The following is a 21,401-nucleotide window of genomic DNA, read 5'->3' on the forward strand; positions in this document are numbered from 1 at the left end:
GACCTCCATCAAAATTATTTTGTTGTCAATTGTTCTTTTATTTCTTCATCTACTCTTATCACTGTCTTTCTATTCGTCCTGTATACCACTAGAACGCTAACAAGCGCGCTAATCAACAGCAAGATACTGCCATTAACGAAAACAGCAAGTGTCTTACTTCCAAGAGAAACAAAAGAGAGAAAAAGCAAACCATATGGTGCAATGAAAGTGCCTAAATTAGCGCCAACTAGTAAGATCGAAGTATTGAAACTCTCCGCATGCTTAGGCGCTTGGATGCTCACTTGGTTGAATAAATAAGGAATGAATAACGAAAAAGAAATCCCAGTTAAAATCGCGCCAAATCCAATCACATACAGATTCATGGCACTGGCAATCAATACAAAGCCAATACCCATCAGTAGTAAAGAAAGAGTAAGCATATAACGATGTGCTTTTGCCTGAAGCCAGCCAAAACAAACTCCGGCGGCCATACTTGCCAACTGCATGATGGTCAAGATATTCGCTGCATTGGTTTCGTCTCCTAGAGAATAGGTCGTCAAGACTGTGGCTAATTTGATTGAGACAGCATTATATACCACGATGATCAGTAAGAGAAAAATACCATAATTAATCATTTTGGGATTTGTTTTGATTACTTGTCTTGCTGAAGCTGTGCCTTGTACTTGAATCTCAGTTGTTTCAGGTCTAGGAACAAACAAAACAAACAAGATTAAAATAGGCAAGCTGATGGCGTAGACTAAAAAAGTATATTGCCAGCCGAACTGTACTAGTTGTCCTGCAACAAATGTCATTAGAGCTGCACCAAATCCCTGAAATGCACTTTGAAAACCAATCATAGATGCACGTTCATCTCCGTGATAAAAGGCAGCAATCATGCTGACTGCCAAAGAATTGATCAATCCGAAGCCAATGCCTAGCCCAGCTCGTGAAGCTAAGACGATACTGTAACTTTGCGAGAAGAGGGGAGACACCACAAATCGATGCAATCACTAACCCGATGATCACAGTCTGTTTTTGTCCGATTCTCCTAGCAATAAAACTACTAAACAAAACGAAAATAGTGACCATAAAAGATGGAGCAGTCGTTAATAATTCAACAGCAGATAAAGAACGCGAGGCATAAGTAGCTGACATACTGGGAATCGCTGATGTGACCGCACCAGCAGAAGTCAAAATAAGAGAGACTGACAGTAGAGAAAATTTCATCATTTTTTTATTCATACACATATTCCTTTCACTTTTTTGTAAGCGCTTATCAAAAATATAGTATGAAGTAGCTCTTCACTCAATAGCGGAACCACAGGAAATTCATGTCCTAACCATAGAAAGTCTTTGTGAAAACCAAAATAGCTTTGCATATAATTGCAGTACAGCGTAAACTAATAAGCGAAAGAAACTGCTTACAAGAAGGAGGAAGTCAATTGGAACTAGCTGAATTAGACACTTTTTTGCGTAATGAAGAATCAATCGAAACTCTGCAGCGTGAACAAGGAAAGAATGTCAATGACTTAAACTTAGCTTATCATCTTCAGACACCACCAAAAATCCACCGAGGAGATTTATTTCAAAACGGAAATATTCATATCAGTAAACACCGTCGATATGCGGAAGTTCCTGAGCATACACATGATTTTGTTGAAATCAATTATATGTATAGCGGAAGATGTTCACAGGTCATCAATGGAGAAAGAGTGGATATGGAAGAAAGTGACGTGGTAATCATTGATAAAGAAGCTACTCAAAGAATTGAATACACAGGTCAAGAGGATATTTTAATCAACATCTTATTAAAGGAAGAGACCTTATCTACAGAAATATTGAACCATTTGGCAAGCACCAATAATCTGCTTTCTTCTTTTTTAATCAATGCGGCAAAAGAAAAGGGAGAACATACGCAATTCATTCATTTTCATGGCGGAAAAGCGAGTCGTTTGACGCATTTGATTGAAAATATGCTGTTGATTTATTTTGATACATACAGTCATAAAATCCGTTCACTAAACCTATATATATCACTACTACTAATCGAATTGACTCATTTATTAGAACAGCAAACCTTTTCGTCAGCAGATGGATACGCAGAAAACGAGATGCTTGGTATATTGGATTATATCGATAAGCATTTTACTTCTTGTACGTTAAAAGAAACAGCGGCTCATTTTGGCTACAATCCGGTCTACCTTAGTAATAAATTGAAAATGTATTTTGATGCTTCTTTTCAAGAATTGGTTCTACAAAAAAAATTTGACTTTGCATTGGAATTGATTCAAGAAACGAGTTTTTCGTTGGAAGAGATTGCTAATCGCATCGGATATAAACAAACCACTTCTTTATTCAAATTATTCAAAAAGTATTCAACATGTACACCCAATGAATGGAGAAACACCCGATAAGAAGAACAGTCTGACATGCAAAAAACAGGTAAGACTATTCAAAGTCTTAACCGCGTATTAACTAAACTCAATCAAGAGAAGAAGGAAAAAGTTGATGGCACCATATAGGAGATAAGTTGCTATAAATAGATGTTTTAGTAGTGGCTGTTTCCACTTTTGCCTTCTCTTCATTTGATAAATACTCACTAGTAAGCATACAGTGATGATAGATACGCTGATCTTTCTAACTTGGAAGATTAGCGTCCATAGATGGGAATCCATTGTTAATTGGACACGTGGCAGAAAAAAATAGAGGACACTCAAAAAGACATACTTTATCTAAGATGAACCATTGGACTTATTCTTCATAATATTCACTCATTTCAATAGGTTAGTCAGACAGATAGACTTTTGTTTGGTACATATCATAAGGTATATCCGATACTAGTGTACTCATTTCTTATCTTCCAATAAACATATAGAAGGAACAGTTTTTTCATAAACAAGAAAAAGCAGTTCCTTTTTTAAACTTCTTTTATTGTATCCTTTAGATAATGTGATTGAAGAAGGGAGGAGGAGATGAAAATGGTAAAGGCTTGGTTAAGTGGTTTAGCTGCTTACAGCGTTGTTGGACAAACTGATTTATTTTCTGCGTTCGCTATGTACTTGTCTAAGTATCGTTTTGTGTTATTAGGTGCTCTTTTTTTCGTGATTCTATTAACTGTTCTGTTGAGCAAAAAGATGTCCGCAAGTTCAAGTACGAAGAGTAACGCACCTGGTAATAAGGGTTTTCAGAAGCAGCAGCAATATAAAAACTATCGTAAGTGATGTTTTCTATCTCTTTAAAGAAATCAAAGGATGATACGGCAACTATTTACTATTTACAATGAGGTGAAGCATGGGAAATTTTGCATTTATCATAACTTTTTTAAGCGAATTTGCTGTCTTAGCACAAAATGAAGGAACTGGTATTTTTGCCACCTTCGTTGCTATGTATCTCATCCGATACGGATTGTCCCCGTTTTTTGCCGTCTATCTGTTCATTTTTATCGTCAAACAGTTCTATGAATATCTAAAAGGCACCAGTATACGAAAAAACAAACGCCGATTTAAAAGACAGTTAGCTGCATCCTATAAAATACAAAAGAAAACGATCCAAGAAAATTACGAAAAAGGATTGACTGATACGGACAAAGTAAAGAAAAACGTTTATAACAAAACAAAACTTTAGATGGGACAATGAGGGAGCAGAGCAAATGGATATAGGAATTTCAATCGTAAATGAAGGGATATTGATTTTAGGTGCGATTGGCTTTTTATTATGGTTAATTATTTTTGGCTTGGTTTTATTTTCAGTTCTAAAGCGTACAAGGAAAAAGTATAGCTTTGATGAAGGTGGAGCTAAAGTAGCTCCATTAGTGATAGCGTTAGTACTTTTAGTTGTGTTGGCAGGGTACATGGGTGTAATCGTTTATCAGTTATCTGTTGTACGTATTTAGGAATTCGTTTCCATCAAAAATTATAATAACAGCTATTATAATTAACATATTGATAAAATGAATAAACAAGACTATAATTTCCATGAAAGTAACAAATAGTTATGAAAAAGGAGCTGTTTATTCATGAAAAAAACAAGTCGTAAAGTAGTAATCGTCGGTACAGGTTTTGTTGGAACAAGTATCGCTTATGCAATGATCAACCAAGGAATCTCTAATGAATTAGTCTTGATCGATGTGAACCAAGAAAAAGCAGAAGGGGAAGCACTGGATCTTTTAGATGGTATGGCTTGGGGCGATGAAAACGTTGCTGTATGGTCAGGCGGTTATGAAGAATGTAAAGATTCAGATATCGTTGTTATCACAGCTGGTATCAACCAAAAACCTGGCCAATCTCGTTTAGATTTAGTTAAGACAAATGCGTCAATCATGCGCCAAATCGTCAAAGAAATCATGGGATCAGGATTCGACGGAATTATCGTTGTTGCTTCAAATCCAGTGGATATTTTGACATATATCGCTTGGAACGAGTCAGGCCTGCCAACATCACGTGTTATCGGTACTGGTACAACATTGGATACAACTCGTTTCCGTAAAGAAATCGCATTGAAATTAAAAGTAGACCCACGTAGCGTTCACGGCTATATCTTAGGTGAACATGGTGATTCAGAAGTTGCTGCATGGTCACATACAACTGTTGGTGGTAAACCAGTTTTTGAAATTGTAGAAAAAGATCATCGTATCGCAAAAGACGAATTAGATGTAATTGCTGATAAAGTTCGTAATGCTGCTTATGAGATCATTGATCGTAAAAAAGCAACTTATTATGGTATTGGTATGAGTACTGCACGTATCGTAAAAGCTATCTTGAATAACGAACAAGCTGTATTGCCTGTATCTGCTTACTTAACTGGTGAATACAACGAAAAAGATATCTTTACAGGTGTGCCATCAATCGTTGACGAAAATGGTGTTCGTGAAGTTGTTGAATTGTCCATCAACGAAGAAGAAAAAGCAATGTTCAGCAAATCAACAAGTGCTTTAAGAGAAGTATTGAACACTGTATTATAAGAAATAATGAGTAAGAACTAAAAAATCAAAACCTGCTTAACAGATATTTCAGCTGTTAAGCAGGTTTTTTATTGATATCTATAGGTAAGCAAATAAACGGAATGATTATAATCGATTCGGTCGAAAATGATCCATACGTATGAAATGTAATTTGCTGATTAAATAATCGAATCGATATCAATGACAACTAAAACTTAAGTAAATGATTTATCTATGTGATTAAAAATCCTTCAGTGATGGCAAACATAAATACAGTGAGTCGTAATCTGATTAACTGTATAAAGAAAATGGTTTTTATCATTTAATTAAACGCTGAAAAAGTAAGAAAAACTGCAAAATTTTTTTATAATTTTGCACAAGTAGATTTTGATGGAAAAATGACGATTTTTGATAAAAAACCGTTCGAGAGAGGCTTATTATTTTTTAAATCTACTTTGTATAATATATATTATGTAAACTAAAATATATAAAAAATCAATCCACTAGTTCTAAACCACTATTTCCTACTATTCACTCTTTTGTATTCCTTTTAAATCAATTATTTCAAAATTAATCCATATATTTATGAAAAAACTTTTTTGTATGAACAACCATACAAAAAATCAGCATATTTTTTAATGACATGCTGATCTAATTGAGAAATAAAGTTTTTAATTTGTTCATTTTATTGCGGTTTGTCGTAAATAATTGGTTATCTTGGACTTCAGTGAATCGAAATCCAACGAACTAGTGGTAATCATTATGATAAAATCAACAGCTTCTTGACGAGAAAAAGCAACTGAACAATTATTCAATTGAAGAAACAACAGCATGGCAACAAGAGCAGTTCGTTTATTACCATTATGAAAAGGATGTTTTTTAGCTAAATTAATTGCTAGAATTGCCGCTTTTTCATAGACTTCGGGATAGAGTTCTTGATTAAATACTGCTTGTGAAGGCTGTTTAACAGCCATATCTAATGCATTGGCATCTTTTACACCAATCATTTCGCCTGGTGAGTAACGTAAAATAACTTTTGCGTTGATTTTGATAATTTCTTTAGTCGAAAGATACCTCATAAATCAACCAAATCTTTTAACGCGTCTTCATATTGATTCATGATCGAATCAACTAATGAATCAATATCAGGTTCTTCTTGTGCTTTGATCATTCGTACAGAACCATCAGATTGAAAAACATAACTGATTGCGTCACCTGTCTGCACACCCATGAATTCTTTTACTTCTGGTGGGATAGTTGTTACATCGCTATTGCCGGATTTTCTAATTTTATACTTTTTCATTTTTTTCATATTTCGCCACCCTCTATACCATTCTATAGTAAGTACATTATATCTAAGTATATACATTTAATCAATGTATATACTATTGATTTGCTTTTTCTTACGAAAAAACGACAAAGAAAAAGTAAAAAAAGTTTGTGACATGACTTTTGTCACAAACTCTCGTATTCTTAACCAAAATATTGATGGAATACTTGCGTAATAACTGGTAGGAAATAAATAATGATCATAGCCCCTACCACCATCAATAATTGTTTACGCTGTTTCTTTCGCTTCAGCATGCTTGTCGTTTTATGAAAAAAATAAGTAGCGCTTTTAGCTCCTGCAGTCAAAGTCGATAAAATCAACGTTGGTGAATATGCTGTTTGATTGTGCGTCAATGACAACAACTTCGTCCCGTAATCAGGATACTTTAGAAATGCTTGGTACACAGCCACAATCGTGATTGCTCCCATAAGATAATTTAAAAATGAATGCACTTTTTTCAAATAAAAAAACTCCTTGCTATCTATATAAAATCAGCCTACCCCAACATTTTTGCTTGATTGACTGATATTTTTTGGTTTTATTGGTATTTATATTCTCACTTTTCGGAATAAATATTCTGCTATTTCATTGTTTTCATTTACTCTACTTCGTTTTCATTATTTTTTCTTGATGTTTCTTTGTTTCCATCAACTGCTTTTGTTCCGCTGTTTTCGATCCATGGAAAAGAAAAACCGATCGTCATATCTTCTTTTAATACTAAAACTGCATCGAATTTCCCTTTTTTACCAGTAAAACCTTTGACAACTTTACTTGTCTTTCCTTTTGAAAGCAAATCTCTGAGATTTGTTTTAGTCAGCTTCTTTTTAGCTACTGTTGGCCACAATTTGAAGTCACATTCTGGGTTCAAGCATGTAGCGATTTTAGGATAAAGCATGACTATCCCTTTTTTACATTTTGGACATCTTCCTAATTGATCGTTTTTCTTCTCCATCGCTTTTATCTGGCGTGTTCCGCTGATCTCATCTGAGAAATCTACCTTATCGATTTGATTAGGTACTTCTGCCAATAAATGTAAGATGAATTTTTTGATGTTTTCTAAAAAAACAGATGGCGTCCCTTCTTGGTTACCAATTTTTCTCAAGTATCCTTCCCAGCGTGCAGTCATTTCTGCACTTGTCAGCAATGGTTCATTAGCTACTGCCTTACAAAGAGTGATTCCTTTTGGCGTAACGATTATTTCGTTTTTATTGACTTCGATGTAATGTTTCTGCTTAAGATTTTCAATGATATTGGCCCGCGTAGCTTCGGTCCCTATTCCTTCTACTTCTTTGAGGATTTCTTGCGCTTCATCATTATCCAGCGTTTTTCCCGCAGTTTTCATTGCTGTGATTAAGGTTCCTTCGGTATAGGGTTTCGGAGGTTGTGTTTCTTTCTCCATACTTTTCAGCTCTACTTCTGCTTCTTCATTTTCTACGATAGGAGGAAGAGTCTGAGCTTCTTTCTTTTTTGACTTGATGCGCAAGATTTCCTGCCACCCTTGTTGTAATGGGATCTTTCCGATACTTTTTAGCTTTAATTGCTGTACACCGGTCATTACAGTCGTCTCTTCATAAATATAATCTGCGGCAAACATAGCCACAGTGGTACGTAAGACTTGCAAATAGATTGCTTGCTGTAATTTAGATAGCTTCGCAAAGCGTGCAGGAGTCGGAATCGTCTTTGTCGGAATGATTGCGTGATGTTCTTGAACTTTTTTCGCATCGACATACCGTTTCTTTGCTCTGATCTCAGTTGTCTGTACTTCTTCTATTCCTAAAAACTTTTTATAGTTTTGCAGATGTTTAACCAGATACTGATGCTCGTTTTCTGTGATGTAAAAGGAATCCGTTCTTGGATAGCTTAGAAATTTGCTTTCATACAATCCTTGAGCAGCATCAAGTGTGGCTTTAGCACTTGCTTTCATTAGCTGATTCATCTTTGTCTGCAAACTAGATAGCGAAAATAAACGTGGGCTATGCAACCTCTTTTCCTTTTTCGTAACTTCAAGAATCCTTCCGTTTTGCTTACCTAAATGTGCTCCGAATTTCTCTATTTCCTTCGTTAACTCTTCTTGTGTTTTAAATGCTTTTTTTGGTACGATTTTTCCTGAAAACTGTCCTTTGTTTGTCGTAATTAAACCTTCTCCTTCAAAGTACGTTTCTTTTTTGAAGTGTTTGATTTCTTCTTGCAGCTGATAAATCATGTAGAGTGTCGGCGTTTGTACACGACCAAGAGAAAAACTGCCATCAATCCCTTTTCGTTGAAGCAGTAAGCTATATAATGGGCTTCCGTTCATTCCAATCAGCCAATCAGCATTCTGCCTTGCTTGCGCTTCTTTATATTTTGGAAAATAGTTCTTTCCAGGTTGGAGATTCTTAAAACCTTCATATATTGCTTCTTTTTCAAGAGAATTGATCCATAAACGTAAATAGTTCTTTTCCTTAGAAAATGCGTTTGCTTGTCGAATAATCGACCACGCGATGGCTTCACCTTCTCGATCACCATCTGTTGCAATAATAATGGTATCGGCTGACTGTAACTCTCGCTTTACGATCGAAAATTGCGCACGTTTGTCCCTTGGAACTTCGTAACGGAAGGTTTCTGGGAAAATAGGCAAATTTTCTAACGACCATTTTGCCCAACGCTCTTCATAAGCTCCTGGAGCAACCATATCTACCAAATGTCCAAAACCATAAGTGATGGTTACTTCACCAGCAAACAATGGATCGCTGATTTCATAATACCCTTCATGCCGCTTTCGCTGTTGGAAGGTTTCGGCATAGGCTTTTGCTTGTGAAGGTTTTTCAGCTAGTATCACCGTCTTCATCTTCTGACCTCCGTTACTTGATTTTTTGCGGACTTCTCTATTATGGAACATATTTTCGCATCTGGCAATAAAAAAAAGATACCGTATAGTCGAAACAGGCACAAAAAACATCAAGCAAACAAACGATGTTCCGTTTGCTGCTTGATGTTTCTAGAAAATATTCATCTTTAGCTGTCACTCTTGGTTAATCTGCCAGTTGATGCCAAATCGATCAGTTACCATCCCATACAATTGAGCCCACGGAACACTATCCAGCGGCATCTCAATCTTACCACCCTCAGCTAAGCTTTCAAATAGACGCTTCGTTTCTTCTTCATTTCTTGTTTGGATGACTAAAGAAACATTATTTCCAACAATCAATTCAGGACCGATTCCTTCTGGCGTATCTGCAAACATAACTAATGTATCATAAATGTTCAACCGTGCATTCGTGATTAGATTTTTTGCTTCTTCTGGCAAGTTCATTTGTTCTATTCCAGGCATTTCACCGTATGTGGTGATACCTGATGCTTCAGTCTCAAAAACTTTTTCATAAAAAGCGATGGCTTCACGAGACTCATTTTTGAAGTTCAGATAGATATCCAATGAAAACAGCTCCTTTCTTGGTTATAATCTACCATAAGAAAGCGTTTTTTACGAGTGAATCGTTTGATTGATTCATGACAAAAGCCTTGTCTTCTTGATCTTTTTTATGATCATTTATTCAAAAAATCTGTAATAGCAGCTTGATTCATTTGATTATCAATTTCAAGAATACTGCCAGCATAATCACTTTGCCCATAATTCCACGAACCGTCTACTGGCACACTTATTCGATCAATGCCACCAGCTCCTCGTGCAATCGAAAAGAGATTTTTCGTCAAGAACCAAGCAGTGACATCTGTGGATGTATACCCTAAAGCTTTACCAGCTGCATAAGGTGCACGGATCAGATTCAATGGATTCTTCAATTGGCTGAAAATAGCGTTCATTACTTGCTGTTGGCGTCTGACACGGCCAAAGTCTCCTTCTTCATCCATTCGGAAACGTGCATATTGCAAAAGAACATGTCCATCCATCTTCTGGACCCCTTTTTTAATATCTACACCATCCAGATTCAGATCTTTTTCTGCATCGATCTTCACTCCGTTCATGAACAAGGCATCGATCACTTTTTCAAACGACTTGAAATCGACTTTCGCATAGTATTGACAATTGATTCCAAAATTTTCTACTAAAGTCTGACGCACTAAATCGGCTCCTCCGTATGCATAAGCTGAATTGATCTTATTTTGTCCTACCCCTGGGATCGTAACGAAGCTGTCGCGCATAAAAGAAATCAGTTTCGGCTTATGGGAAGGACCATCCAACTGTAAGACCATGATCGTATCGGCTCGCCCGGCATCTTCTCCGCGTGTATCACTCCCAAGGATCAAAATATTATGCGCACCATTCGTCGCTTTTTGCCCATGAAAGGTTTCTGAAGTCGCTGCCTCTAAGCTTGTGTCATGTTCAGCTACATATTTACCAATAAAAAATGAGATACCTGAATAAAGGATCAAAACAAGCAAAATCGATAGAATGATTTTTTTCCACGATCGCTTTCTTCGAGGTTTCAACGGTTTGTTCTTCTTTTGCCGATTGAAAAATTTTTTATTTTTTTGTTGTTCTTCTGCTCTTGGTACATCTCTATATATCTGTTGTTCGTGTTGGTTCAAATCTTCAAATGAATGCTGCTCTCTTTCATAAATACGGGTAGCATCTTCCTCATTTTCCACACGCGTTCGTTTTCGTTCTCTTCTAGCAAAAATACTCCCCGTATCCCGCTTCAGAGGTTTCGCCTTCTTATGGATGTCCTTATAGCGATCCATCCGACTCATTGTGGTTCCTCCTCGTTTCTTACTGATAAATAAAGGATACGATAACCAATCGACAAAAGCCTATCATTTTTTGATAATTTAATAAAAAATAACGAAATAAATGCTTCGATACATAAAGAATTACTTTTCTTGAGACCGTTTATGCGAGAATAAAAAATCTTTATCTATTATCCTTTTTTAATCAAACAGCTTTTCAATCACATGGATCGGCATCTTTTCCTTTGTCCATAATTCAAATGCGATTGCTCCTTGGTAGATCAACATGCCAAGTCCATTGTATCCTTTTGCTCCTACTTTTTTTGCTTCTTTTAATAAACGTGTTTCTCTAGGTGCATAAATCAAATCAAAAACCGCTAGATTCTCATGCATCATGCTTATATCTAAGAGCGGTGACTGATCGATTTTCTTGCCCATCCCGATATCTGTTGCATTGACTAGAAGGCAGCTTTCTTTCAAGTCTTTTCTTAATTGATCTGTATCGGCAAAATTACGAACTTTTATCTCACAAGAAGTTCGATAGCTGAGTTGTTCGAATGTTTCTTTTACTTGAGCGAATGTTTGGTTGTTTCGTTTATAAACTACGATTTCCTTAGCGCCGTCTAACGCCGCTTGAACAGTGACTGCCTTTGCTGCACCTCCAGCGCCCAGTAGAGTCATTTTTTTCTTTTTGACCGAAATCCCAGCTTCTTGCACAGATTGCATGAAGCCCGCACCATCAGTATTATAGCCAATCAAACGACCCTTTTCGTGCACGATCGTATTTACTGCTCCGATCAATTGTGCTTCCTGGCTTACCTCATCCAGATAAGGAATAACCGCTGTTTTATTCGGCATTGAAAGGTTTACACCTAACATATCAAAAGTTCGAATACTTTCGACTGCTTGCTTTAAATTCATTGGGTTTACTTTGAAAGCTAAATATACCGCATCGATGTTGTTTGCTTCAAAAGCAGTATTGTGCATCAATGGAGATAAACTGTGAGAAGCCGGATCAGCAAAGAGCCCAGCTAATTTGGTTTTTCCAGAAATCATCTTATTCCTCCTTTGTTCTTGCTTCAATAAAAAAAGCCACTTAGCGTTTGATACGAAAAAGTACGAAACGTCTAGGTGGAAAGTAGCAAATTCTTTTCTCATCGTTTACTTGTCAGAGCAAAGAATATTCTATTTAATTGTTAAAATCATTGACTACGTGATCCTACAAAACACCCAAATATGTTCAATTGCTTATTGTTTTAAGTATAGGATGAATCAAAGGAAGATGTCAATGAGTTTTCAAGTTCTTCTACTGAAAGGGATTTTTCTGTCGAGATCAATCCACTACTTCTTCAAAGAATTGCAAAAGGTCGCCCATTGTCAAATGTTGCTTTTCTTTTTCAGAAAGATCCTGAACGATTTTTCCTTTTTGGAGTACGATCAGACGATTTCCGTATTTCAAGGCGTCTTCCATTCGATGCGTGATCATGAGACAAGTCAATTTTTGTTCATTGATCCGCTGATTTGTTAACTGCATTAATGCTTTAGCTGTTTTAGGATCTAAAGCGGCAGTATGTTCATCTAATAACAGTAGTTCAGGAGCCGTGATCGTCGCCATCAGCAAACTTAATGCTTGCCGTTGACCGCCAGATAATTCCCCTGCTGGAGTATCCAAATGTTGTTCTAGGCCATTACCGACTTCTTGACATAGTCTGAAAAAATCTTCTTTTTGATTTTTCAAGTTACGTAAACGGAATTTCCGCTTTTGTCCTCTTTTTTGTGCAAGCAGCAGATTTTCTGCTACAGTCATTCGGGGAGCCGTTCCCATCTTAGGGTCTTGGAAAACCCGAGAAAGAAATCGTGCTCTTTTTTCTTCTGAATCTTTTGTGATCAGCTGATCTTTAAAAGAGATCGATCCTTGACTGAGTTGAAGCGTACCAGCAATCGTATTGAACAATGTGCTTTTTCCAGCACCATTCCCTCCAAGGACAGTGATGAAGTCCCCTTCTCTGATTGTAAGGTTGATTTCATCCAATAGCACTTTCTCTTCATTCATTCCATTGTTTACGACTTTTCTGCCGTTTTTGATTGTCAATATATCTGTCATTACTAGGCCTCCTTCTCAAAACCCGTTTTTAAGTTCAGTGCTTTCTTCAATTGCGGGATCATCAGACAAATAGCTAAGATGATAGCGGAGAACAACTTCAGATAAGTCGTGTCAAACCCTAGTTTGATTACTACTAAGATCAATAGCTGATAAATGATACTGCCGACAACAATAGCAATCAATCTTTCTGCTAGCGTCAATTCTTGGAAAATCACTTCACCGATGATGATGGAAGCAAGACCGATGACGATCACGCCAATCCCTTTATTTACATCTGCATATCCGTCATTCTGGGCAATCAGCGCACCGGATAACGCAATGACACCGTTAGACAAAGTCAAACCTAAAATTTTCATACGATCGGTTTTTATCCCTAACGACCGAGCCATCGTTTCGTTGTCTCCTGTCGCAATATAGCCTTGACCTAAATCTGTATTGAAGAAGAATAGCAGTACAGCAATCAAGATGCCCAAAGAGATGAAGCCAAGAAGGACTGTGTCAAAGTAATCCGGTAACCCAAAGCGATGGAAGCTGTCTTGTAGAATCGGATGATTCAATAAAGAAAGATTTGGTGTTCGCATCACAAACAAAATAACTGAGTTCAATCCTGACATCACTAAAATCCCTGCTAGAATAACCGGTATCTTTCCTTTTGTATAAAGTAACCCTGTAATGAGTCCTGCTACCATACCAGCGCCTACGCCCAATAACGTAGCTAAAATCGGCGCTACCCCATGAGTAATAGCTGTCACACAGACAGCAGCACCTAATGGGAAGGACCCTTCTGTCGTCATATCAGGAAAATCTAAGATCCGATAGGTCATGAAAATCCCTAATCCTAATATTGCCCAAAGCATGCCCTGTGAAATAGCTGATACGATCATTTGTCATCCTCCTTAGATGTTTCTTGTTGCGAGTCATCTGTAATGATTTTGGCTTTTTCTTTCATCGTTTGGGGAATCGTGATTCCTAAGCGATCAGCCTGAGATTGATTGATCACTGTATCCCCTTGATCAAACGTATAAACAGGCGTCGTTTCCGGTTTTTCTTTTCCGCTCGCAAGTTCTGCCGCCATCTTACCGCTTTGAAGCCCTAATTGATATTGATTGATCCCGATTGTTGCTAGTCCGCCTTGTTCTACCATTGTATCAACAGAAGGAATGACGGGGATATTTGCTTTATTCGCTTCTTTCACCACTGTCTGCATAGCATTGGCAATCGTATTGTCTAATGGAACATAGATAAAATCGACTTGTCGGCTCATCACTTGAACCGTTTGTGCAATCTCATTAGTGGAAGGCACCGCATATTTTACTGCTTCTAACCCTTCTTTTTTTGCAGCTTCTTCCGCTTGTGCTACTTGGTACTTTGAATTATCTTCCGAAGAAGCATACAAGATTCCGGCTTTTTTTGCATTTGGCAGCAAATCAGAAGCAAGCTTGATTTGTGAAGCAACAGGCGGCTGATCAGAAACACCTGTCACATTTCCACCAGGTTTCTCTAAAGAAGCAACTAATCCAGCCCCCACAGGATCCGTTACAGCACCTAATACAACGGGGATGGACGAAGTCGTGTTTGCTAATGATTGAGCAGCAGGCGTTGCGATTCCGATCAAAACATCAGGATCGGATTGTACTAGTTGTTGACTCATTGTGGCTAGCTTGCTCTGATCGGCTTGTCCATTTTGAAATTTGATTTCAAGATTTTCTCCTTCTTTTAATCCTTCTTCTTTCAGGCCATCTTTGATCCCTCGATAAATCTCATCTAATGCCGGATGGCTCACATATTGCAATACCCCGACAACTGTTGTTTTTTTTGTCTGGTTCGTCGAAGTACTTTCTTTTTCGCCTGAGGCTTTTCCATAAATAAATGCGCCTGCTAAATAAACTAAAATAATTACTACAACTGTTATTAAACGTTTGTTTTTCATTTTTTTCCTCCTGCAAAGTCAATCTTTTTATTTATTATAATCAGGCAAGTATCCAGTCTACAAAAAAAGACAATGGCCAAAACGGTCATTGTCTTTACACAAAAAACCGCATAGATAGGATCTATGCGGCAGTCAATGTTCATGTCTAGCATAGATACAAGCTTTAGAAATGCACTCTAAAAAGTTGTATCTATGGGAAAGTTTCACCATTAATACAACTTATCTACGCCAGCTGCGCCAATTTTTTTTGTTCTCTGCTGAAATACGTTTTGATAAGTTCATTACAGGTCACCCTTTCCTTAAGAATTGATTTAAGTCTAATCGAATTTTTGAATTTCGTCAACTATATTTTTCATTTTTTTCATTTGTTATTTTGAAGATCAAACATCACTTGTTCTGATAATTAAAAATAGCACTATATAGAGCCACCATTTCATCACGCTAACGACTCAATTAGCAGTCTCGGCATTTGGGGAAGCTGTTCCTGTTCTATCCATTTCTTCTTCTAATTGTTTGATATTGGCTAACGGTAGTCGATTCAGCTCAGGGATCAACTCCTTATCAAAATCAGTTATTCCTCCCTTACCCGCAGTTATCCGATTTGCTTCTTTTCCTCCATCAAAGAAAATAAATGTCACTTCATCCGTTCGTATGTTATATTTTTGTTCCAGTTCATGTACATCATAAACGATCGGATAATAAAAGATCGGTCGATTCAATTCTTCCATAAGCTCAGGATCATTAAAGACATCCAGCACATCCTGATAGGTTTTCCCGTTCGGTTTGCTGAACATCACCGATATCGCTCGGCTTTGTTTGATTTTCTGATCCGCTTGGCTGTAAGCAAAAGGTTTTAATTTACTGGTTGGTATGGATGAATAAACGAGACTATTTACTTGCTCTTCTCGGATTTTTTCCGGCAACAAAAACATCGCAATTGTTAGCAGCAATGATAAGATGAGCAGAAACACAAGACGTCGAAAATACTTACTTGGATTTTCTGCGAATGACACTGAGAAATGATCATTCATTTCTTGTACTCTCGATTTAACTGCTTCCCAAATAACAAACACCTTCTTTTCTACTTTTTCTCCTATTTTTTATTATACCTAAAAATTTGGATTTCAACGATAGAAACACTGTTTTTTATGTAATTAGTCCAAGTTTTTTCTAGACTTTTGCTTCACTATTCGGACAAATTGGTTTTTCTTCTTTTTTTCGTTATAATGAACATACTTATGAAAAGAAATGAGGAATGAGCCATGTCCTTTGATGGTGTATTTACCCATGCGATGGTCAACGAATTGCGTGAAACGTTACTATCTGGTCGGATCTCGAAAATCCATCAGCCTTATGAAAATGAAATCGTGCTGGTGATTCGTTCACGCGGCAAAAACCATCGATTATTATTATCTGCGCACCCTAGTTATGCTCGTGTACAGATTACCCAAATCGATTATCAGAATCCTGATAATCCGCCTAACTTCGTGATGATGCTTCGAAAGTATTTGGATGGTGCTATTTTAGAAAACATCGAACAAATCGAAAACGATCGAGTGATCCATTTTCACTTTGCTAAGCGCAACGAGTTGGGCGATCTACAGAATATCATATTGATCGTTGAATTAATGGGACGTCATAGCACGATCGTCTTAGTTAATCAAGAAACTGGGAAAATATTGGACGCGATCAAACACATCGGAAGCTCTCAAAACACTTATCGTTCTTTGCTTCCCGGCGTAGAATACATTGCTCCGCCAAAACAAGAGGTCTTGAATCCATTTAGCTCCGATAAAGAAAAAATCTTTCAGCGACTTTCTCAAACTGAACTAGAACCAAAAGCAATCCAACATCAGTTTCAGGGAATCGGTTTCGATACTGCTCAAGAGCTGACCAAGAGATTGCTTGAACGTCCTAATGAAAAAATGGTTGTTTGGGAAGAATTTTTCTCGTCGATCATCAATCACCCTATTCCTACTTTTTACGAAACGACAAATAAAGATTTTTTTACGCCGATTGTTTATCAGGTATTTTCCGAACAAGCATCTGCTGTGACAACTTATCCAACACTCAGTCAATTATTAGATAGCTATTATCACGAAAAAGCGGAGAAAGATTGGGCAAAACAACAAGGCGGAGAACTGATCCGAAAAATCGAAAATGAACTAAAACGAAATAAAAATAAATTGAAAAAACGTGAACAAACACTCAAAGAATCCGAAAACGCTGAGAATTACCGTAGAGATGGCGAACTACTTACTACCTTTCTGACACAAGTACCACGTGGCGCAAAAGAAGTTGTTTTACCTAATTATTATGAAGAAGATCGGCCAATCAAAATAGCATTAGATCCGGCGCTGACGCCAAATCAAAATGCACAGAAATATTTCCATCGATACCAAAAGCTGAAGAACGCCGTTAAGTTGATCGGCGAACAAATCCAAGAAGCCAAAGATGAAATCCAATATCTTGAATCTGTCTTATCTCAACTGGAAATTGCCGGTCCGATGGATATCGAAGCAATCAAAGAAGAATTGACTGCTGAGGGCTATTTGAAAAAGAAGACACAGAAAAAACAAAAGAAAAAGAAACCATCTCAGCCTGATCAATACTTTTCTTCTGACGGAACGCTCATTCTTGTCGGTAAAAACAATCTTCAAAATGACCAGCTGACAATGAAAACAGCTAAGAAAACCGACTATTGGCTTCATGCAAAAAATATCCCTGGTTCGCACGTCATCATCAAAAGTGATCAGCCTTCAGATGAAACAATTACCGAAGCTGCCGAGTTAGCTGCCTATTTTTCAAAATACCGATACTCTGCCCAAGTACCAGTTGATCTTGTACAAGTGAAGCATATCCGCAAGCCAAATGGTGCCAAACCTGGTTACGTCATTTATGAAAATCAGAAAACAGTCATCGTGACACCAGAAGAAGAGAAAATTACAGCTATGAAACAAAACGGGTAATGAATGTATTTTCTTAGAATCATATTTTCGTACTTTTTCATAAAAGCAATCAGTTATAGATTGCTTTCTATAAAAAGAGGGGTTGTGACAAAATTCGTGTCACAACCCCTTATTTCGAATAAACTGTTTTGTTTGGCTGTTCTTTCTACTTAATATCAGTCAGATGTTCCGTCTACTTTTCTTAATTCTGTTGGTCCAGTAACCGAGTAAGCTCTTTGATAAATCTTTGAGCGATTTCACTGAGTGGGCGCTTTGCCGAATAAATGATATAAAATTCATTTAGTTCGCCTTCTGCTAAAGGGATTAACCGCAAGTGCTCACGAATTCCTCCAATCACAATACCAGACCCTGAAGCGTACGCATCAGTTTCAAGAACGATATTCATCAAAGTCCCTCGATCACTGGTATAGACCACTGTTTCTTGATCAGGAATCTCGATAAGGTCTTCATAAAAATACGGAAAATTATTTCCATCCTGTGTAAAACGAACTTGAGGATAAGATAACAATTCTTCTTTTGTGATCTCTGCGTGTGTAGCTAGCGGATGTCCATGCCTTAAAAAAATGTGTGTTTTAAATTTTCCAATGCTGCGGCCACTTAGTTCTCCTTGTTGCAAATATCTTCTGATACCAGCTTGATTATGCTCGTTCATATAAATAATGCCGATTTCACTATGCTGCTCTTTGACTTCTTCGATCACTCTCGCCGTCGTCGTCTCCATGATCCGAAATTGTTTGATTTCATCTTTGAATTCCTCGAGTAGCTGTGCGGTCAAAGGACCTAAGAAATCATAATGCTGGGCAGCGATTGAAAAATTGTCTCTCTTTTCACTCGTTAGATAGTGACTTTCTAATGTATCAAGCTGAACCAAGATTTTTTCGGCACGATTTAAGAAGTCTTGTCCTTCTTCTGTTAAATATGCACCTCGATTCGTTCGAGTAAACAGCGTAATTCCTAACTCAGTCTCTAATTCTTTGATACCAGCTGAAAGACTTGGCTGCGAAACAAACATTTTCTTTGCTGCTTCTCTGAAACTACCATTGTTTGCCACAGCGACCACATATTTCATTTGTTGAATATTCATTCCTCAAACTCCTCGAAATAATAAATTTCTCTTCCATTCAAGGGTTGAATTGGTCGGTTGTTCGGCTGTGCATACTGCCCTTTGAAGGGTAGAAGAAACTCTTGGTTCAATTTTCCTACATGATCCATCACAAACCATTGGATTGGCCCGCTGGTAGGTGGAGTTGTCAATGAACCTACATAATGAAAATGGCTTTTTTTCTCTGGAAAGAAGACATCCGGATTTACCCAGTGTTCATGTTTTTCTAAATTCCATCTCTCTCCGTTTTCTTGATCATAAAACCAACCTTCCTGTTCCATTAACTGATACATGACTCCCACGACAAGATTCTCTTTTTTGCTGTTCATATGAACAAAATGAAATTCAATATCTTCCTGGTTCCCGTCGATGATATGTTCAGATGGTAAGTGGAAATGAATATCTGTCAAATAATAGCGTTCTTTCTTGAACTCTACATAACTGAGTTGATCAAAAGGTACTAAATGAATCGTATTTTTGAATTCCTTGTCAGTAAAGCGTTGCTTTTGATAATGAAACGAAAGTGTATCTCCTTTCATTTTTATTTCTTCACCTTTTGTTAAATGAATAGGTGACTGCAACGGAAATTCTGCACCTCTCGCAAACCAATCACATAAATTCGCCCAATTTTCCGGACCTCTGTCTCCAGAATAGCCCCATTCGACATCCATATTCTTTTTCAACTATACTTCCCCCTGCATCTCATATCGTTTTTATTTTTCTTCTTTCTTTACAATCGTTGAGACGGTTTCTAAAAACGCCTCTTTTCCATAAAATTCCTGGTTCAATAGTTCCGGAAATATTTCTTTAAAGAAATACTGAACAGAAGGCCGATGTTCAAAGCTTTTGATAGTAGTCACTGCCTCAATGAACATCTCCTTGTAAACTTTTTCTGGATTATTTTTGATGATTTCATCAAAAGACTCATAAAGAAGGTCAACCTTATCTGAAATGGCTAATAGTTCTCCTTCTACGGTTTCATCTTTTCCTTCGAACAACCGACGGCGATAAACTTCTTGGAACTCAGCTGGAATCTCTTGGTTGATGAATTCGTCCGTCATCTTTTCTTCAACTGTTTGCAGCATCCCTCTTAATTCTTTGCTTGCATATTTCACTGGTGTTTTGATATCACCAATAAAACGTTCTGTGTAGTCATGATTCAGTGATTTTTCATAGAGCAGTTTCCAATCGATTGGCTGCCCATTTGCTTCTTCAATATCTCCCAGAACTTGCGCAATGGACGCGACACGATACGAATGTGCTGCAACTGTATGCTCCGTATATTTAAAAAAACCAGGTGCCCTTGTGATCGTCTCTAAATTGTTCAATCCTAAAATAAATTCATTCAATCCCATAAAAGTTACCTCCCTTTGAGATTTCTTTTTCCGAATATCATATCATTAAATAACTGACATTCGCAACATTTCCGCTCTTTTCCATTTTCGCAACAGCTCGCTTACCAAAAAATAGAGAAAATCTCGATAGAATAGAGTGCAGAGAAGAGATTATTCTCTTCTCTCTGCTAACCAGTCTTAGCAAAATAAATTTTGCAAAAATCAAAAACTGATTACGATAGAAATTTCTTTTCATACCTGATGAAAAGATGCTTCCCGCAATCAGTTTTTGGATTGTTTTTATATCGATTGATAGCCATTTTTTCTCACAATCAATTAATTATATGCTTAAGATTCTTGTTCAAAAATTTCACGAAATTTCGGAGCATTTAAATCTTTTTCGGAGAGTTGAATCAATCTATATCGTAAGTTTCGATTATTTGGATGATATCATTCAACTCATCAATCACGATATCTGCTTGTGCCTGATCAAGGGGCAGATCTTGCTTTAATGCAATCGTATATAAATTAGCTGCTTTTGCTGATGCAATACCAACAGGAGAATCTTCTACTGCGATGCAATGTCTACCATCCAATGCATTTACTGCGATTTGATAAATTTCTGGATGTGGTTTGCTTTTAGATAGCTTTTCCCCTGAAATGACAAAATCGAAGTATGGTGCTAAAGCATTCTGTGTCAGCATTTTGTCGATTTCTCTTTGCGGAGAAGAAGAAGCAAGAGCAATTTTGATACTTTTCTTTTTTAAATAATCCAAGATGTCTTCCGCACCCTTTCGCAATGCTATTTTAAAGTCAATAGGATGTTTTTCCCGGTATGCAAGGTATTCTTTTTTAAGATTAGCTCGTTGGTCTTTTTCTGAGACCAATACTTCCCAAATCCCATTTTCTGTCAGTCCAACGAAATCCAACTTATTCGTCGAACCTGGTAGGATGTTTTTTTCTTTGAAAAATTGCATACGTCGATCAAAATAAAAGTTTTCTGAGTCAATTAAGACACCATCCATATCAAAAATCATGCCTAAATTCACAAA

Annotated in this window: 22 protein-coding genes and 1 pseudogene; 6 read left to right on the forward strand and 17 right to left on the reverse strand. The window is 37.1% G+C overall.

Annotation, left to right across the window (positions count from 1 at the left end; all coding sequences use genetic code 11):
- Nucleotides 1–14: 14 nt before the first annotated feature.
- A pseudogene (locus tag HMPREF2961_RS06775) lies at nt 15–1,227 on the reverse strand (MFS transporter).
- Nucleotides 1,228–1,448: 221 nt separating this feature from the next.
- Between HMPREF2961_RS06775 and HMPREF2961_RS06780 the strand changes: the two are divergent.
- The 5 genes from HMPREF2961_RS06780 (at nt 1,449) to HMPREF2961_RS06800 (ending at nt 4,939) form a co-directional block, all read left to right on the forward strand.
- Nucleotides 1,449–2,393: an AraC family transcriptional regulator gene (locus HMPREF2961_RS06780; protein ID WP_024635189.1), complete on the forward strand. Its 945-nt coding sequence runs from the start codon at nt 1,449–1,451 to the stop codon at nt 2,391–2,393.
- A 564-nt stretch (nt 2,394–2,957) separates the two neighbouring features.
- Nucleotides 2,958–3,200, forward strand: coding sequence for a hypothetical protein (locus HMPREF2961_RS06785; protein ID WP_002339290.1), 243 nt, complete (start codon nt 2,958–2,960; stop codon nt 3,198–3,200).
- Nucleotides 3,201–3,270: 70 nt separating this feature from the next.
- Nucleotides 3,271–3,603 carry a hypothetical protein gene (locus HMPREF2961_RS06790; protein WP_002315036.1) on the forward strand — a complete coding sequence of 111 codons (333 nt, stop codon included), beginning with the start codon at nt 3,271–3,273 and terminating at the stop codon, nt 3,601–3,603.
- A 25-nt stretch (nt 3,604–3,628) separates the two neighbouring features.
- The gene (locus tag HMPREF2961_RS06795) at nt 3,629–3,871 is read left to right on the forward strand and encodes a hypothetical protein (RefSeq protein WP_002315037.1); all 243 of its coding nucleotides are present in this window, start codon (nt 3,629–3,631) and stop codon (nt 3,869–3,871) included.
- Nucleotides 3,872–3,994: 123 nt separating this feature from the next.
- Nucleotides 3,995–4,939, forward strand: a complete 945-nt coding sequence (locus HMPREF2961_RS06800) for an L-lactate dehydrogenase (protein WP_002315038.1) — start codon at nt 3,995–3,997, stop codon at nt 4,937–4,939.
- 659 nt (nt 4,940–5,598) lie between these two features.
- Here the strand turns inward: HMPREF2961_RS06800 and HMPREF2961_RS06805 are convergent.
- The 11 genes from HMPREF2961_RS06805 to HMPREF2961_RS06855 form a co-directional block, all read right to left on the reverse strand.
- Nucleotides 5,599–5,997, reverse strand: a complete 399-nt coding sequence (locus HMPREF2961_RS06805; RefSeq protein WP_002315039.1) for a type II toxin-antitoxin system death-on-curing family toxin — start codon at nt 5,995–5,997, stop codon at nt 5,599–5,601.
- On the reverse strand, nt 5,994–6,230 hold the full coding sequence (locus HMPREF2961_RS06810) for an AbrB/MazE/SpoVT family DNA-binding domain-containing protein (RefSeq protein WP_002289715.1): 237 nt from the start codon (nt 6,228–6,230) through the stop codon (nt 5,994–5,996). Before HMPREF2961_RS06810 ends, HMPREF2961_RS06805 begins: the two co-directional genes overlap by 4 nt.
- A 161-nt stretch (nt 6,231–6,391) precedes the next feature.
- On the reverse strand, nt 6,392–6,676 hold the full coding sequence (locus HMPREF2961_RS06815) for a hypothetical protein (RefSeq protein WP_002313773.1): 285 nt from the start codon (nt 6,674–6,676) through the stop codon (nt 6,392–6,394).
- Nucleotides 6,677–6,846: 170 nt separating this feature from the next.
- Nucleotides 6,847–9,075 carry a type IA DNA topoisomerase gene (gene topB / locus HMPREF2961_RS06820; protein ID WP_024636303.1) on the reverse strand — a complete coding sequence of 743 codons (2,229 nt, stop codon included), beginning with the start codon at nt 9,073–9,075 and terminating at the stop codon, nt 6,847–6,849.
- A gap of 174 nt (nt 9,076–9,249) precedes the next feature.
- Nucleotides 9,250–9,660, reverse strand: coding sequence for a VOC family protein (locus HMPREF2961_RS06825; protein ID WP_002315041.1), 411 nt, complete (start codon nt 9,658–9,660; stop codon nt 9,250–9,252).
- Nucleotides 9,661–9,770: 110 nt separating this feature from the next.
- Nucleotides 9,771–10,934 (reverse strand): LCP family protein, encoded by a 1,164-nt coding sequence (locus HMPREF2961_RS06830; protein WP_002315042.1) that lies wholly within the window; start codon nt 10,932–10,934, stop codon nt 9,771–9,773.
- Between the two features lie 177 nt (nt 10,935–11,111).
- Entirely contained in the window at nt 11,112–11,966 is an 855-nt protein-coding gene (gene aroE / locus HMPREF2961_RS06835; RefSeq protein ID WP_070704387.1) for a shikimate dehydrogenase, read from the reverse strand.
- Between the two features lie 277 nt (nt 11,967–12,243).
- Entirely contained in the window at nt 12,244–13,014 is a 771-nt protein-coding gene (locus HMPREF2961_RS06840) for an ABC transporter ATP-binding protein (RefSeq protein ID WP_002309294.1), read from the reverse strand.
- A gap of 2 nt (nt 13,015–13,016) precedes the next feature.
- Nucleotides 13,017–13,898, reverse strand: coding sequence for an ABC transporter permease (locus tag HMPREF2961_RS06845; RefSeq protein ID WP_002309295.1), 882 nt, complete (start codon nt 13,896–13,898; stop codon nt 13,017–13,019).
- Nucleotides 13,895–14,944 (reverse strand): tryptophan ABC transporter substrate-binding protein, encoded by a 1,050-nt coding sequence (gene trpX, locus HMPREF2961_RS06850; RefSeq protein WP_070704391.1) that lies wholly within the window; start codon nt 14,942–14,944, stop codon nt 13,895–13,897. The genes HMPREF2961_RS06845 and trpX overlap by 4 nt, the downstream gene beginning before the upstream one ends.
- A 449-nt stretch (nt 14,945–15,393) precedes the next feature.
- Entirely contained in the window at nt 15,394–16,017 is a 624-nt protein-coding gene (locus HMPREF2961_RS06855) for a hypothetical protein (protein WP_002315045.1), read from the reverse strand.
- A 189-nt stretch (nt 16,018–16,206) separates the two neighbouring features.
- Between HMPREF2961_RS06855 and efbA the strand changes: the two genes are divergently transcribed.
- Entirely contained in the window at nt 16,207–17,913 is a 1,707-nt protein-coding gene (gene efbA / locus HMPREF2961_RS06860; RefSeq protein WP_002315046.1) for a fibronectin-binding protein EfbA, read from the forward strand.
- Between the two features lie 181 nt (nt 17,914–18,094).
- On the opposite strand, the gene HMPREF2961_RS06865 is transcribed toward efbA, so the two are convergent.
- The 5 genes from HMPREF2961_RS06865 to HMPREF2961_RS06880 form a co-directional block, all read right to left on the reverse strand.
- A complete protein-coding gene (locus HMPREF2961_RS06865) occupies nt 18,095–18,997 on the reverse strand; it encodes a LysR family transcriptional regulator (RefSeq protein WP_002315047.1) in 903 nt (300 codons plus the stop codon).
- Complete coding sequence (locus HMPREF2961_RS06870) at nt 18,994–19,686, reverse strand: carbonic anhydrase family protein (protein WP_029743305.1); 693 nt, start codon at nt 19,684–19,686, stop codon at nt 18,994–18,996. The genes HMPREF2961_RS06865 and HMPREF2961_RS06870 overlap by 4 nt, the downstream gene beginning before the upstream one ends.
- A gap of 42 nt (nt 19,687–19,728) precedes the next feature.
- On the reverse strand, nt 19,729–20,370 hold the full coding sequence (locus HMPREF2961_RS06875; protein WP_002288886.1) for a YfbR-like 5'-deoxynucleotidase: 642 nt from the start codon (nt 20,368–20,370) through the stop codon (nt 19,729–19,731).
- 37 nt (nt 20,371–20,407) lie between these two features.
- Complete coding sequence (locus HMPREF2961_RS15910; RefSeq protein WP_073441419.1) at nt 20,408–20,686, reverse strand: hypothetical protein; 279 nt, start codon at nt 20,684–20,686, stop codon at nt 20,408–20,410.
- A 76-nt stretch (nt 20,687–20,762) separates the two neighbouring features.
- The gene (locus HMPREF2961_RS06880) at nt 20,763–21,398 is read right to left on the reverse strand and encodes an HAD family hydrolase (protein WP_002315050.1); all 636 of its coding nucleotides are present in this window, start codon (nt 21,396–21,398) and stop codon (nt 20,763–20,765) included.
- Nucleotides 21,399–21,401 lie beyond the last annotated feature (3 nt).

It is taken from the genome of Enterococcus sp. HMSC076E04, assembly GCF_001814285.1.
GTDB lineage: Bacteria > Bacillota > Bacilli > Lactobacillales > Enterococcaceae > Enterococcus_B > Enterococcus_B lactis.

Excerpts from the sequence above, each read along its gene's own strand:
- HMPREF2961_RS06785 (WP_002339290.1), top strand. The coding sequence starts at position 2,958 with ATGGTAAAGGCTTGGTTAAGTGGTTTAGCTGCTTACAGCGTTGTTGGA.
- HMPREF2961_RS06790 (WP_002315036.1), top strand. The coding sequence starts at position 3,271 with ATGGGAAATTTTGCATTTATCATAACTTTTTTAAGCGAATTTGCTGTC.
- HMPREF2961_RS06795 (WP_002315037.1), top strand. The coding sequence starts at position 3,629 with ATGGATATAGGAATTTCAATCGTAAATGAAGGGATATTGATTTTAGGT.
- HMPREF2961_RS06800 (WP_002315038.1), top strand. The coding sequence starts at position 3,995 with ATGAAAAAAACAAGTCGTAAAGTAGTAATCGTCGGTACAGGTTTTGTT.
- HMPREF2961_RS06805 (WP_002315039.1), bottom strand. The coding sequence starts at position 5,997 with ATGAGGTATCTTTCGACTAAAGAAATTATCAAAATCAACGCAAAAGTT.
- HMPREF2961_RS06810 (WP_002289715.1), bottom strand. The coding sequence starts at position 6,230 with ATGAAAAAAATGAAAAAGTATAAAATTAGAAAATCCGGCAATAGCGAT.
- HMPREF2961_RS06815 (WP_002313773.1), bottom strand. The coding sequence starts at position 6,676 with ATGGGAGCAATCACGATTGTGGCTGTGTACCAAGCATTTCTAAAGTAT.
- topB (WP_024636303.1), bottom strand. The coding sequence starts at position 9,075 with ATGAAGACGGTGATACTAGCTGAAAAACCTTCACAAGCAAAAGCCTAT.
- HMPREF2961_RS06830 (WP_002315042.1), bottom strand. The coding sequence starts at position 10,934 with ATGAGTCGGATGGATCGCTATAAGGACATCCATAAGAAGGCGAAACCT.
- aroE (WP_070704387.1), bottom strand. The coding sequence starts at position 11,966 with ATGATTTCTGGAAAAACCAAATTAGCTGGGCTCTTTGCTGATCCGGCT.
- HMPREF2961_RS06840 (WP_002309294.1), bottom strand. The coding sequence starts at position 13,014 with ATGACAGATATATTGACAATCAAAAACGGCAGAAAAGTCGTAAACAAT.
- HMPREF2961_RS06845 (WP_002309295.1), bottom strand. The coding sequence starts at position 13,898 with ATGATCGTATCAGCTATTTCACAGGGCATGCTTTGGGCAATATTAGGA.
- trpX (WP_070704391.1), bottom strand. The coding sequence starts at position 14,944 with ATGAAAAACAAACGTTTAATAACAGTTGTAGTAATTATTTTAGTTTAT.
- efbA (WP_002315046.1), top strand. The coding sequence starts at position 16,207 with ATGTCCTTTGATGGTGTATTTACCCATGCGATGGTCAACGAATTGCGT.
- HMPREF2961_RS06865 (WP_002315047.1), bottom strand. The coding sequence starts at position 18,997 with ATGAATATTCAACAAATGAAATATGTGGTCGCTGTGGCAAACAATGGT.
- HMPREF2961_RS06870 (WP_029743305.1), bottom strand. The coding sequence starts at position 19,686 with ATGGATGTCGAATGGGGCTATTCTGGAGACAGAGGTCCGGAAAATTGG.
- HMPREF2961_RS06875 (WP_002288886.1), bottom strand. The coding sequence starts at position 20,370 with ATGGGATTGAATGAATTTATTTTAGGATTGAACAATTTAGAGACGATC.